The organism is Pseudomonas sp. AP3_22 TE3818, from assembly GCF_053628995.1.
In genome coordinates, this window is sequence record NZ_JBRJHL010000001.1 from 4,629,704 (window position 1) to 4,642,746 (window position 13,043).

The following is a 13,043-nucleotide window of genomic DNA, read 5'->3' on the forward strand; positions in this document are numbered from 1 at the left end:
ATCGCTGGCAAGCCAGCTCCCACAGTGATCTCAGTGTTTACACAATTTGCGATTCACATCGGTCCCTGTGGGAGCTGGCTTGCCAGCGATTGGGGCGACCCGGTCCAGCTTATAGCTTGGCGGTCGATCGACCCGGCTTCTTGGTCTGCAGCAAATGCGAGAACACTGCATGCAGGTCATCCGAAGCACTTTCCTCGTCGAGGTTAAGCTTGCTGTCGATGTGATCCATGTGATGCATCATCAGGTTCACCGCCAGTTCAGCGTCGCGCTTCTCGATGGCGTCGATCAACTGGGTGTGCTCGTCGTAGGAACAGTGGGAGCGGTTGCCGCTTTCGTACTGGGCGATGATCAGCGACGTCTGGGACACCAGGCTGCGCTGGAAGCTGATCAACGGGGCGTTTTTCGCCGCTTCAGCCAGTTTCAGGTGGAATTCGCCCGACAGGCGGATGCCGGCACCACGGTCGCCACGGGAGAAGCTGTCGCGTTCGTCGTTGACCATCTGGCGCAATTCGGCGATCTGCTCGGCGGTGGCGTGCTGCACCGCCAGCTCGGTGATCGCGCGCTCGACCAGACGCCGGGCCATGAACACCTGGCGCGCCTCTTCGACACTCGGGCTGGCAACCACGGCGCCGCGATTCGGACGCAACAGCACCACGCCCTCATGGGCCAGGCGCGACAGCGCGCGGCGAATGATGGTGCGGCTGACCCCGAAAATTTCCCCCAGCGCTTCTTCGCTCAACTTGGTGCCGGGCGCCAGACGCTGCTCGAGGATGGCCTCGAAGATATGCGCGTAGACAATATCGTCCTGGGTACCGCTGCGGCCGGCTTTGCCTGCTCGCGGTTGTTTCTTTAGGGGTTGCAACTGTTCGTTCATGGGCACTCGAGTCGGAAGAACTGCGGCGAATTGACCGTGACTGTAATACGGCACAGTGGGTCGCTGGCAAGTATCGCGTAAAAAACACTGTAATTGTACACAATGCTTAGTGGCAACACGACTGTACGGCTGTTTGTCACTTCCGCTGTATCGCAACGATCCATTACGTTTGAGTTTAGGCTTTAACGCAGAATCCGCAGCGCTTGCATCCCTGTAGGAGCCGGCTTGCCGGCGATTCGGTCTTGAGGCTTGCGCCAGACTCAAGGGCGTCATCGCTGGCAAGCCAGCACCTACAGAGGGTTGCGTTGTCGCGGACCTCTATTCATATGTATAAGGAACACCCCCGTCATGAACGACGCCACCCACACGCAGCTCCGCCCATTGGCCGACACCTCGCCCTCGGCCATCGTCGCCGGGTTCATCGCCATGATGACCGGCTACACCAGCTCCCTGGTGCTGATGTTCCAGGCCGGGCAAGCGGCGGGCCTGAGCAGCGGGCAGATTTCTTCGTGGATCTGGGCGATCTCCATCGGCATGGCGGTGTGCTCCATCGGCCTGTCCCTGCGCTATCGCACGCCGATCACCATTGCCTGGTCGACCCCCGGTGCCGCGCTGCTGATCACCAGCCTGGGCGGCGTGAGCTACGGCGAAGCCATTGGTGCCTATATGACCTGCGCGGTGCTGGTGACGATTTGCGGGCTGACCGGCAGCTTCGAACGGCTGGTGAAAAAAATCCCGGCCTCCCTGGCCGCCGCCCTGTTGGCAGGGATCCTGTTCAAGATCGGCAGCGAGATTTTCGTCGCCGCGCAACACCGCACGGCCCTGGTACTGGGGATGTTCGTCACTTATCTACTGGTCAAGCGCCTGTCGCCGCGCTATGCGGTACTGGCAGCCTTGCTGATCGGCACGGCATTGTCAGGTTTCATGGGGCTGCTGGACTTCAGCGGGTTTCACCTGGAGGTCGCCACGCCGGTCTGGACCACACCGCAATTCTCCCTGGCCGCGACCATCAGCATCGGCATCCCGCTGTTTGTCGTCGCCATGACCTCACAGAACATGCCCGGCATCGCCGTATTGCGCGCCGATGGCTACACCGTGCCAGCCTCGCCGCTGATCACCACCACCGGCATCGCCAGTTTGCTGCTGGCACCGTTCGGCTCACACGGGATCAACCTGGCGGCGATCAGCGCGGCGATCTGCACCGGTCCGCACGCCCATGAAGATCGCAACAAACGTTACACCGCCGCCGTCTGGTGCGGAATTTTCTACGGGATCGCCGGCGTGTTCGGCGCGACGCTCGCGGCATTGTTTGCCGCACTGCCCAAGGAACTGGTGCTGTCGATTGCCGCACTGGCGCTGTTCGGCTCGATCATCAACGGCTTGAGCATCGCCATGAGCGAAGTGAAGGAGCGTGAAGCGGCGCTCATCACCTTCATGGTCACGGCATCGGGGCTGACGCTGTTTTCCATCGGTTCGGCGTTCTGGGGGATTGTCGCGGGGGTGGTGACGCTGCTGATTCTGAACTGGCGCAATGCCCTGTAGGAGCAAGCTTGCTCGCGATGAACCCGAGAGCACTGCGGGGTGTCAGGTTTCCAGCGATATCGTTGACGACCATCGCGAGCAAGCTCGCTCCTACAAAAAAAAGCAAAAAAAAAACGGCGACCCTTGGGTCGCCGTTCTTTTCAGAACATCAAGCTACCGGATTGATCGGCTTTTCCGGGTACCAGACGTCCAGCAGCGGGCTGACTTCAACGCTGGTCAGCTCGGTGCGGCCTTTGAGCCAGGCTTCAACGGCAGCGCGCTGTTCAGCGCTGACCGAGCCACGCTTCTGCAGGCAAACCAGACCGTAGTCGTCGCCGCCAACATAACCCAGGCCGTTGGCTTCCATGGCTTCTTTGAGGAACGCATCGAGGAAAGCATCAATGGCTTCATCAGCCAAATCTTCTTTGAAATCCAGGTTCAGTTCGAAACCCAGCTCTTGAAATTCATCGACGCACAGTTTTTTGCGCAGACGCTGGGAACGGTTAGTCGCCATTGGAACAATCCTCTTAAGTAATAACGGGCGGCACTTTAGCAGTTTAAGCCGCCGATTGCCTGACTCTCTGGGCCACCACGCCTACCGTCGGTAAAAAAATAGCCGGTTAGAGGGCCGACGCACGGCACAAGCCGCAACACCTTGGGGCATAATGCCGACACTTTCATGACCATTGAGGGAATTTATCTTCATGCCCTCATCTTTTTTCCCCTCGGCTGTAGGGTTTTATTTCAGATGATCAAATCTTTGCGTCCATTGCTGTTGGCCGGTTTTCTTCTCCCCCTGGCCCTCCCCGTTTCTGCAGCTCCGGTCAATACTGCGCTGTCGCCCAACGTTGAAAAAGCCCTGAAAGCCAGCAAGTTGCAGGACAACGCCCTGTCGCTGGTGATGATCCCGCTCACCGGCCCCGGCACCCCGACGGTGTTCAACGCCGACGTCTCGGTCAACCCGGCGTCGACCATGAAACTGGTCACCACCTACGCGGCCCTGGAAATGCTCGGCCCGAACCACCAGTGGAAAACCGAGTTCTATACCGACGGCACCCTCAGCGGCGGCATCCTCAATGGCAACCTCTACCTCAAGGGTGGCGGCGATCCGAAGCTGAACATGGAAAAACTCTGGCTGCTGATGCGCGACCTGCGTGCCAACGGTGTCACCCAGGTCACCGGCGACCTGGTGCTGGACAAAACCTTCTTCGTGCAACCGCAACTGCCGGAGTTCAATGACGACGGCAACGACGAGAACAAGCCGTTCCTGGTCAAACCCGACTCGCTGCTGGTCAACCTCAAGGCGCTGCGCTTCGTTGCGCGCAATGACTCGGGCAAGGTACTGGTCTCGGTGGAACCGCCGATTGCGAGCATTCGCATCGACAACCAGGTCAAGGCCCTCAACTCCAAGCAATGCACCGGTGGCGTGCGTTACAACCCAGTGGCGCAAGCTGATGGAACCGTGGCCGTTACCGTCGGCGGTCAACTGGGTGAAGGCTGCAGTTCGCAGACTTACCTGTCGCTGCTCGACCACGCGACCTACACCGCCGGCGCCGTCCGCGCGATCTGGAAGGAACTGGGTGGCAGCATCCAGGGCAGGGATGTGCTGGCGCCAACCCCTAAAGACGCCAAGGTTCTGGCCCGGGCGTTCTCGCCGGACCTGGCGGAAATCATCCGCGACATCAACAAGTACAGTAACAACACCATGGCCCAGCAGTTGTTCCTGAGCCTGGGCCAACGTTTCCGTACCGATGCCGATGGTGACGACGCCAAGGCCGCTCAGCGTGTCGTGCGTCAGTGGCTGGCGAAAAAGGGCATCACCGCGCCGCACCTGGTGATGGAGAACGGCTCCGGCCTGTCCCGCGCCGAGCGCGTCAGCGCCCGGGAAATGGCCTCGATGCTCGAAGCGGCGTGGCACAGCCCGTATGCCGCCGAGTACATCAGTTCGATGCCGATTGCCGGCACCGACGGCACCATGCGCAAGCGCCTGAAGACCACGGCGATGCGCGGTGAAGCCCACGTCAAGACCGGCACGCTGAACACCGTACGGGCGATTGCCGGCTTCAGTCGCGACGTCAACGGCAACACCTGGGCGGTGGTGGCGATCCTCAACGACAAGGCCCCGTTCGGCGCCTCGTCGGTGCTTGATCAGGTGCTGCTCGACCTGTACCGCCAACCGAAAGCGCCGCAGACGGCTTCGGTGTTGTAACCGGATCTAAAGAACACAGTAGATCTCCTGTGGGAGCGGGCTTGCTCGCGAAGACGGCGTCACATCCGACATCGATGTGACTGACAAACCGCTTTCGCGAGCAAGCCCGCTCCCACATTAATTGCGTACGGCCCGGGTTAATTCATCTCCTCTTCTACCCGGTCTCGCCCTGCCTGTTTCGCCGCATAAACCCCCGAGTCCGCGCGCAACAGCAAGGCATCGGCGCCCTCCCCGGTCCGCCAACTGGCAATCCCGAAACTGGCGGTGACCGTACCAACGCCTTCAATGGGTGAACTGCGCAGGCTCTGCCACAATTGCTGGGCCAGCACATAGGCATGCTCGCCGCCGATATCCGGGCACAGCACCATGAACTCCTCGCCGCCCAGGCGGCAGAACACATCGGTGCGACGCAGCCGGTGGCCGATCCGTTCGCACACTGCCTGCAACACCCGGTCACCCATGGCGTGGCCATGCAGGTCATTGATGCGCTTGAAATGGTCGATGTCGAGCATGATCACCGACAAATCCCCACCGCCCCGCTCCACCCGGGCCATTTCGGTGGTCAGGCGCTCCTGGAAATAACGCCGGTTGTGGATGCCGGTCAGGGAATCGGTGACCGACAACGCGCGCAATTCTTCTTCCACCCGCTTCATATCGGAAATGTCCGAGATGTAGCCGTGCCAGAGCACGCCGCCACCGGGCAGTTCCTCCGGAGTGGCTTCGCCGCGCACCCAACGCACCCCGCGTTGCGGCAGTTGCACGCGGTACTCCTCGCGCCAGGGGCTGAGGGTTTCGGCGGAGGCACGGATCGAGGCGCGGACGCGGGTAGCGTCCTGGGGGTGAATCCGGGTGAAGATCGCTTCGGCATTGAGCAGCAGCACGTCGGGTTCCAGCTCGTAGATATCGCGAATGCCGTCGCTGGCATAGATCACGCTGAAGCGCCCGTCGAATTCCATCTTGAACTGATAGATGCCACCAGGCACATGGGCGCTGAGTTTCTTCAACAGCAGGTCCCGCGCCGCGAGCGCTTCATGGACCCGCTTGCGTTCGGTGATGTCGATGCACACCGCCAGGTGCCCGACCCACAGGCCTTGCTCATCAAGCACCGGCGTGGCGAGCATGTTGACCATCAGATGGCTGCCATCGCCGCGCACCAGGGTCCACTCCCGCGCCTCGTGACTGCCCTCCACGTCGCCTTCCACCAGCATCGCCTGGCAGGTCGGCACCGGCTTGCCATAGCGCGCGCTCAACTCGGCCGAACGACCGGCCAGCTCCCGGGGCAGGTGCAGGTTCTCCAGGGTCATATGGCCGACCACTTCGGCACTGGCATAGCCAAGCATCTGCTCGGCACCGGCGTTGAAAGTGCTGATGACGCCGCGCAGGTCGGTGGCGATGATCGCAACCTGGGTGGCGGCATTCAGCACGCCACGCAACTGACCATGGGTGCCACGCAGCTCCTGTTCACGATCGCGCAGCTCCTGGGTACGCTGCTCGACCAGTCTCAACGCCCGCTGCCGCTGACTGACCAGCACATACAGCAAGGCGCTGAGCAACAGGCTGAGCAATCCACCCAACACGACCAGGCTGGTCACGGAGGAATGGTTGGCCTGCACGAACGCGTCGCTGGGCTGGATATCGACCTGATAGTCATGGTCGGCCATGCGCAACAGGCGCGTGGCCGACAGCTCGCTGACGGCTGGCGGGTTGGGCGACTCGAACAGCACTTCGTGCTGGTCGTCGGTCGACAGATCGAGGATGCGTACCGAGAGATAGTCGCGACTCGCTTCCGGCAGTCCGTCCGCCAGCAGTTGGCGCATGCTGATCACCGCCATCACATACCCGTAGGGCTTCGTGGCTGTGAGGTCCTGTCCGGTGCGCTGCGTGAGCGGCGCGACCAGCAGCACGCCGCGCGCATAAGCCGGTTCGATACTCACCAGATGCATCGGTTGTGATACCGCCATGCCGCCACGCTGATCGGCCCGCTCGAGCGTGGCACGCCGCAGCGGCTGGGCCAGCAAGTCGTAGCCGAGGGGGGAACCGAGTTTGCTTTGCGTCTGGCTATACAGCACCGCCACGTACTCATCTCGCTCGCCGGCCAGTTGCAATTGGCCGTCGGCGTTGAGCTCCCTCAGGGTGAAGCTGTTCAAGCCCTCGTCTCGCACCCGTCGCTCGAACGCTGCCCGCTCGTCACGAGTGACCCGCTGGGCATAGGAATACGCCTGGGTTCGCAGCAGCAATGGTTGGGTGTAGCCGTCGAATTCCGCTCGGGACACTGAACCGGAATTGGTGAAAAACCGGCGCAGGCCATCGAGGCGCTGTTCCTGATCTTCGAAACGCTCTTCGATACGGCTGTAACGTTCACTGGCCAGCAGTTGGAAACGTTGCCGCAATTGATGGTGAAACAGATTCAGCGTCGACCACGCCAGCAACCCGGTGAGCACCCCGCCGATCAACAAAACCAGCAGCGCGACCAGCCAGGCCGAGGCATCTTCGCTGATTAAACCCAGGATCTTGGGGCGCACGGCGTGCAACGACATAAAACGCAACTCAAAACAAACGCCAGGTGCGGGAAAGCCCTTTGGCCCTGAGTTGAGTTATAGCTATTAGCCACTAATTTGACCAGCGTTGTAGGAACGAGCCTGCTCACGATGGACTCAAGAACACCGCGTGCTTTCAGACAGCCCGCGTTATCGTTGTCGACCATCGCGAGCAGGCTCGCTCCTACAGGGAGCAACCATCAACGTGCCATGATTTTCCAGGCGCGATGGATCTTGGCGTTGCGCGCAAAATCCGGATCAAGGGTCTGGGCAGTGATGTCTTCGACCGCATAGCGCTCGCCAAGATTGGCCTCCAGTTCGAACTTGCGGAAGTTGTTGGAGAAGTACAACACGCCACCGGGTGCCAGACGCGCCATGGCCAGGTCGATCAGTTGCACCTGGTCGCGCTGCACGTCGAACACGCCTTCCATGCGCTTGGAGTTGGAGAACGTCGGCGGGTCGATGAAGATCAGGTCGTACTCGTCACGACTGGCTTCGAGCCACGCCATCACATCGCCCTGCTCCAGGCGGTTCTTGTCGGAAAAACCGTTCAGCGACAGGTTGCGACGCGCCCAGTCCAGATAGGTTTTCGACAGGTCGACACTGGTGGTGCTGCGCGCGCCGCCCTTGGCCGCATGCACACTGGCCGTTGCGGTGTAGCAGAACAGATTGAGGAAGCGTTTGCCGGCCGCCTCTTTCTGGATACGCATGCGCATCGGCCGATGGTCGAGGAACAGACCGGTGTCGAGGTAGTCGGTGAGGTTCACCAGCAACTTCACACCGCCTTCATTGACCTCGACAAACTTGCCCTGCGCCGCCTGGCGCTCGTACTGTTTGGTGCCGCTCTGACGCTCGCGGCGCTTGACCACCACACGGTTCTTGTCGATGTTCAACGCCTGCGGGATGGCGGCCAGGGCATCGAACATGCGGGCCGAGGCTTTTTCCGGATCGATGGATTTCGGCGCGGCGTACTCCTGAACATGGACCCAGTCGTGATACAGGTCGATGGCCATGGAATATTCCGGCATGTCGGCATCGTACACGCGGTAGCAGTCGATACCTTCACGCTTGACCCACTTGCCCAGGGCCTTGAGGTTCTTTTGCAGGCGGTTGGCGAACATCTGCCCGCCTTCGCTCAGGCGCGGCTGCTCGACCACCGGAGCCGGTGCCGGCGTCGGTTTGATCGGGTTGCCGTTTTTGTTGAACTTGCGTTCCTGCGGTTCGTTCGGCGCCTGATCGTAGGCGGCTTGCTCACGCTCGACCTGGCGCTGTTCCGGCGTACGACGCTCGCCGGTGACGAACTGATCGGGCAGCACCTTGATCAGCAGCAGCTTGCACGGCAAGGCGCCGTTCCAGAACGAATACTGCTTGTGGCTGCGGATACCCATGCGCTTGCCCAGATCCGGCGCACCCGTGAACACCGCCGCTTCCCAGTTCAGGCAGGCCTGACGCAGGCGCTCGCCGAGGTTCTGGTAGAGGTAGAGCAGGCTCGCCTCGTCGCCCAGACGCTCGCCGTACGGAGGGTTGCAGATCACCAGGCCTTTCTGGTTCTGGTCCGGACGCGGCTCGAACGTCGCGACTTCACCCTGGTAGATCTTGATCCACTCGCTCAGGCCGGCCCGCTCGACGTTGTTGCGACCCGGTTGAATCAGGCGCGGATCGGCTTCGTAGCCACGGATCCACAGCGGTGTCTTGGCCAGACCGGCCGCGGCGCGCTCAGACGCTTCTTCGTGGAGTTTTTTCCACAACGCCGGGACGTGACCGAGCCAGGCAGTGAAGCCCCACTGCTCGCGGCGCAGGTTCGGCGCGATGTCCGCAGCAATCATCGCCGCTTCCACCAGGAACGTACCGACACCGCACATCGGGTCGGCCAGCGCGCCGCCTTCGGCCGCGATACGTGGCCAGCCGGAACGGATCAAGATGGCGGCCGCGAGGTTTTCCTTCAGCGGTGCCGCACCCTGCTGCAGGCGATAGCCGCGCTGGTGCAGGCTGTGGCCGGACAGGTCGAGGGACAGAATGGCTTCGCCACGGTCCAGGCGCAGGTGAATGCGCAGGTCCGGATTGAGCTTGTCGATGGACGGACGGTCGCCTTGCGGGGTCCGCAGTTTGTCGACGATGGCGTCCTTGACCTTCAGTGCGCCGAAGTGGGTGTTGTCGATACCCGAGCCATGGCCGCTGAATTCGACGGCCAGGGTGCCGTCGTTGAGCATGTGGTCTTGCCACTCGATGTCCAGCACGCCGTGGTACAGGTCTTCGGCGTCCTTCATCGGGAAACGCTTGAGCACCAGCAGCACGCGGTTCGCCAGGCGTGACCACAGGCACAGGCGATAAGCGGTTTCCATGGTGGCCATGCCGCGCACGGCAGAGGTGTGCTCCCGTGCTTCCTCAAGGCCAAGCCCGACGGCTTCCTCGATGAGCAGGCCTTCAAGGCCTTTTGGGCAAGTGAGGAAGAGTTCGAAACGATCGGACATGGGAATTCCAGAACCTTTAGCTGAGTGACCGGGCAACGCATTGCCGGTCCGGTTTTCAATCAGGCGCTTTTCTCGAAGAGCGCCCGCGTGGCACGAAGGTGTGCCGTTCCACCCCTGCTGCTCGGGTTAAATGAGCTTAGATGCAAGGACAGATAAAAAAGTTGATGCAATGAAATGTCATAAGTCGACCCTTCGTCGAATAGTGCCTCCCGGCAACGGGAGCCATTCTCACTAAAGGATTAAGCCCATCATCCAGCGCAGGGCCGATCATACCGGGGTTTGGCTAATAAATACGCTACAAACACTCTGTTACTTATGGCCTTAACACATGGATGGTTACGTCCTTATGACAAAACGATCATTCCCTCGATGTGACGCATTGGTTAGAACTCAACTCAGGTTGGCGCCGCAATGACGCCAACACCTTGGCTCGTCACGCCGGCAACGAGCCCCCAACGGCAGAGTTTTTCTGCCAGACCTCAATAGAGGTCGACGCGATAAATACAGTCAACAAGTGAGGGCAACACCCTATGAGAAGACTTAAGCGTGATCCGTTGGAAAGAGCATTTTTGCGCGGATATCAATATGGCGTTGGTGGCAAATCCCGTGAGCTTTGCCCATTTACTCTACCGTCGGTACGCCAAGCCTGGATCAACGGCTGGCGAGAAGGACGCGGCGACAACTGGGACGGTATGACCGGCACTGCGGGAATCCACAGACTCAACGAACTTCACGCCGTCGGCTAATTACAGGGCACAACACTCCGACACGACAATCTGATTTTGTACTGAATTAACCACGCACGTCCCATCCGGACGGCGGGCTGCGGCCCAGGGGCTCCTTTAAAGGGGCCCTTTTTTATGCCTGCCCCTTGGCAAAAACTGTTCCTGTAGGAGTCCGGCTTGCCGGCGATGGCGATATCAATGACGCCATCGCCGGCAAGCCGGGCTCCTACAGGTATTAGCGCAAGGCTGCGATGGCGTCTACGGACTCGCGAATCAGTGCCGGGCCCTTGTAGATGAACCCCGAGTAAATCTGCACCAGGCTCGCGCCCGCGGTGATTTTCTCTGCGGCGTGCTTGCCTTCGGTAATGCCGCCGGCAGCGATGATCGGCAGGCGACCACCCAGCTCCGATGCCAGCACTTTCACGGTGTGGGTGCTCCTGTCGCGAACCGGTGCGCCGGACAGACCACCGGCCTCGTCGCCATGTTCCATGCCTTCGACGCCGACGCGGCTCAGGGTGGTGTTGGTGGCGATGACCGCATCCATTCCGGTTTCGATCAGCGCTTGTGCAACCTGTGCGGTTTCTTCGTCGCTCATGTCCGGCGCGATCTTGATCGCCAGCGGTACATGCTTGCCATGACGCAAGGCCAGCTCCGCGCGGCGCTCGGCCAGGTCGGCCAGCAACTGCTTGAGCGAATCGCCGAATTGCAGGCTGCGCAGGCCCGGCGTATTCGGTGAACTGACGTTGACCGTCACATAGCTGGCGTGGGCGTACACTTTGTCCAAGCAGATCAGGTAGTCGTCCACGGCACGCTCGACCGGCGTATCGAAGTTCTTGCCGATGTTGATGCCCAGCACGCCCTTGTATTTGGCCGCCGCCACGCGGGCCAGCAGGTGATCGACGCCGAGGTTGTTGAAGCCCATGCGATTGATGATCGCCTCGGCTTCCGGCAAGCGGAACAGGCGAGGCTTGGGGTTGCCCGGCTGCGGACGAGGGGTGATGGTGCCGATTTCGACAAAACCGAAACCCAGTTGGGCGAATCCATCGATGGCCGCGCCGTTCTTGTCCAGACCGGCGGCCAGGCCCACCGGGTTCGGGAAGTCCAGGCCCATGACATTCACCGGCTTCTTCGCCGGGGCCTTGCACAGCAAGCCGTTGAGTCCAAGACGCCCGCCCGCGCCGATCAGGTCCAGGGACAGATCGTGGGAGGTTTCCGGGGAGAGTTTGAACAACAGCTGACGGGCCAGGGTGTACATGGGCGGATTTGACTCGATTGGCGGCGAATTGAGGCGGCGATTATAGCCGGGCAACGGGGTGGCAAGCGAGGCGCGTGTTCAAATCAGCGGTTGCTGGCATATGCCTTGCACCCTTCCGGTCACCAGCACCCACGCCAGCGTCGGAATGGGTGCAAAGACAATGGCGTCGTCCCCGGCCTGCCCCTGCACGGACCCGGGACGACGTTTTTTTTGCAAGGTGAACGCGCGATGAACGAACCGTCAGCCGGCCCTCTGGCTTGGGTCCATGGCAGCGATGCCCCGGAAAAAACCGAAATCAATCTCGGCTTCATGGCCCTGAGCGACTGCGCCTCGGTGGTGGTCGCCGCCACCCAGGGCTTCGCCCAACCCTACGGCTTGACCCTGAACCTCAAGCGCCAATCGTCCTGGGCCAACCTGCGGGACAAGCTGGTGAGCGGCGAACTCGATGCCGCCCACAGCCTCTATGGTCTGATTTACGCCGTTCACCTGGGCATCGGTGGCGTGGCCGCGACCGACATGGCGGTGTTGATGGGCCTGAATCAGAACGGCCAGAGCATCAATCTGTCCCGCGGTTTGCAGGCGCTGGGAGTGACCAGTCCTGAGGCATTGGATCGGCACGTGCACCAAACTCGCCCAAAACTCACCTTCGCTCAGACGTTTCCTACCGGCACCCACGCCATGTGGTTGTATTACTGGCTGGCCAGCCAGGGTATACACCCGCTGCTGGATGTCGACAGCGTGGTAGTACCACCTCCGCAAATGGTCGCCCACCTGCGGGCCGGGCGTATCGACGGGTTCTGTGTCGGTGAACCCTGGTCCGCCAGCGCCGTGCAGCAGGACCTCGGTTTCACCCTGGCCACGACCCAGACCCTCTGGCCCGATCACCCGGAAAAGGTCCTCGGTTGCACCCGTGCGTTCGTCGAGCAATACCCCAATACCGCGCGGGTGTTGGTGATGGCGGTGCTGGAAGCCAGCCGCTTCATCGAAGAAAGCCGCGAAAATCGCCGCAGCACCGCGCAATTGCTCAGTGCAGCGCAATACCTCGATGCGCCGCTGGAATGCATCGAGCCGCGCCTGCTGGGCGACTATGTCGATGGCCTGGGCCATCGCTGGCAAGACCCGCACGCCCTGCGCTTCCATGGTGAAGGCGAGGTCAATCTGCCGTACCTGTCCGACGGCATGTGGTTCATGACCCAGTTCCGTCGCTGGGGCTTGTTGCGCGATGACCCGGATTACCTCGCCGTGGCCCGTCAAGTCCATCAACTGGAGTTGTATCGTAAAGCGGCCAGCGCTGTAGGCGTCGCGGCACCAGGCAAGGAAATGCGCAGCAGTCAATTGATCGACGGCAAGATCTGGGACGGTTCGGACCCGGCCGGTTATGCCCGCAGTTTCAAACTGCACGCCATGAGCGACAGCTCGCACCGATCCGCCAGCCGCTGACAGGAGACGAC

Annotated in this window: 9 protein-coding genes; 4 read left to right on the forward strand and 5 right to left on the reverse strand. The window is 61.3% G+C overall.

What is annotated here, in order from left to right:
• Positions 1-109: 109 nt before the first annotated feature.
• On the reverse strand, positions 110-874 hold the full coding sequence (locus tag AB7M25_RS21050; protein ID WP_008050187.1) for a GntR family transcriptional regulator: 765 nt from the start codon (positions 872-874) through the stop codon (positions 110-112).
• Positions 875-1,222: 348 nt separating this feature from the next.
• On the opposite strand from AB7M25_RS21050, the gene AB7M25_RS21055 reads away from it, so the two are divergent.
• Complete coding sequence (locus tag AB7M25_RS21055; RefSeq protein ID WP_429381429.1) at positions 1,223-2,416, forward strand: benzoate/H(+) symporter BenE family transporter; 1,194 nt, start codon at positions 1,223-1,225, stop codon at positions 2,414-2,416.
• 148 nt (positions 2,417-2,564) lie between these two features.
• On the opposite strand, the gene AB7M25_RS21060 is transcribed toward AB7M25_RS21055, so the two are convergent.
• Positions 2,565-2,909, reverse strand: a complete 345-nt coding sequence (locus AB7M25_RS21060; RefSeq protein ID WP_007971486.1) for a YggL family protein — start codon at positions 2,907-2,909, stop codon at positions 2,565-2,567.
• Between the two features lie 234 nt (positions 2,910-3,143).
• On the opposite strand from AB7M25_RS21060, the gene dacB reads away from it, so the two are divergent.
• Positions 3,144-4,604 carry a D-alanyl-D-alanine carboxypeptidase/D-alanyl-D-alanine endopeptidase gene (gene dacB, locus AB7M25_RS21065; RefSeq protein ID WP_429381427.1) on the forward strand — a complete coding sequence of 487 codons (1,461 nt, stop codon included), beginning with the start codon at positions 3,144-3,146 and terminating at the stop codon, positions 4,602-4,604.
• Between the two features lie 137 nt (positions 4,605-4,741).
• On the opposite strand, the gene AB7M25_RS21070 is transcribed toward dacB, so the two are convergent.
• Both AB7M25_RS21070 and rlmKL read right to left on the reverse strand, forming a co-directional pair.
• Entirely contained in the window at positions 4,742-7,141 is a 2,400-nt protein-coding gene (locus AB7M25_RS21070) for a sensor domain-containing diguanylate cyclase (protein ID WP_454237966.1), read from the reverse strand.
• A 200-nt stretch (positions 7,142-7,341) separates the two neighbouring features.
• A complete protein-coding gene (rlmKL, locus tag AB7M25_RS21075) occupies positions 7,342-9,612 on the reverse strand; it encodes a bifunctional 23S rRNA (guanine(2069)-N(7))-methyltransferase RlmK/23S rRNA (guanine(2445)-N(2))-methyltransferase RlmL (RefSeq protein ID WP_126046516.1) in 2,271 nt (756 codons plus the stop codon).
• A gap of 530 nt (positions 9,613-10,142) precedes the next feature.
• On the opposite strand from rlmKL, the gene rmf reads away from it, so the two are divergent.
• Positions 10,143-10,358, forward strand: a complete 216-nt coding sequence (gene rmf / locus AB7M25_RS21080) for a ribosome modulation factor (RefSeq protein ID WP_003223300.1) — start codon at positions 10,143-10,145, stop codon at positions 10,356-10,358.
• A 214-nt stretch (positions 10,359-10,572) separates the two neighbouring features.
• On the opposite strand, the gene AB7M25_RS21085 is transcribed toward rmf, so the two are convergent.
• Positions 10,573-11,592: a quinone-dependent dihydroorotate dehydrogenase gene (locus AB7M25_RS21085; protein ID WP_429381421.1), complete on the reverse strand. Its 1,020-nt coding sequence runs from the start codon at positions 11,590-11,592 to the stop codon at positions 10,573-10,575.
• 228 nt (positions 11,593-11,820) lie between these two features.
• On the opposite strand from AB7M25_RS21085, the gene AB7M25_RS21090 reads away from it, so the two are divergent.
• On the forward strand, positions 11,821-13,032 hold the full coding sequence (locus AB7M25_RS21090; protein ID WP_429381419.1) for a CmpA/NrtA family ABC transporter substrate-binding protein: 1,212 nt from the start codon (positions 11,821-11,823) through the stop codon (positions 13,030-13,032).
• Positions 13,033-13,043 lie beyond the last annotated feature (11 nt).

Bases quoted from the DNA above. Each gene is read 5' to 3' on its own strand.
- AB7M25_RS21055 (WP_429381429.1), top strand. From the start codon at position 1,223: ATGAACGACGCCACCCACACGCAGCTCCGCCCATTGGCCGACACCTCG.
- rlmKL (WP_126046516.1), bottom strand. From the start codon at position 9,612: ATGTCCGATCGTTTCGAACTCTTCCTCACTTGCCCAAAAGGCCTTGAA.
- dacB (WP_429381427.1), top strand. From the start codon at position 3,144: ATGATCAAATCTTTGCGTCCATTGCTGTTGGCCGGTTTTCTTCTCCCC.
- AB7M25_RS21070 (WP_454237966.1), bottom strand. From the start codon at position 7,141: ATGTCGTTGCACGCCGTGCGCCCCAAGATCCTGGGTTTAATCAGCGAA.
- AB7M25_RS21085 (WP_429381421.1), bottom strand. From the start codon at position 11,592: ATGTACACCCTGGCCCGTCAGCTGTTGTTCAAACTCTCCCCGGAAACC.
- AB7M25_RS21050 (WP_008050187.1), bottom strand. From the start codon at position 874: ATGAACGAACAGTTGCAACCCCTAAAGAAACAACCGCGAGCAGGCAAA.
- AB7M25_RS21060 (WP_007971486.1), bottom strand. From the start codon at position 2,909: ATGGCGACTAACCGTTCCCAGCGTCTGCGCAAAAAACTGTGCGTCGAT.
- rmf (WP_003223300.1), top strand. From the start codon at position 10,143: ATGAGAAGACTTAAGCGTGATCCGTTGGAAAGAGCATTTTTGCGCGGA.
- AB7M25_RS21090 (WP_429381419.1), top strand. From the start codon at position 11,821: ATGAACGAACCGTCAGCCGGCCCTCTGGCTTGGGTCCATGGCAGCGAT.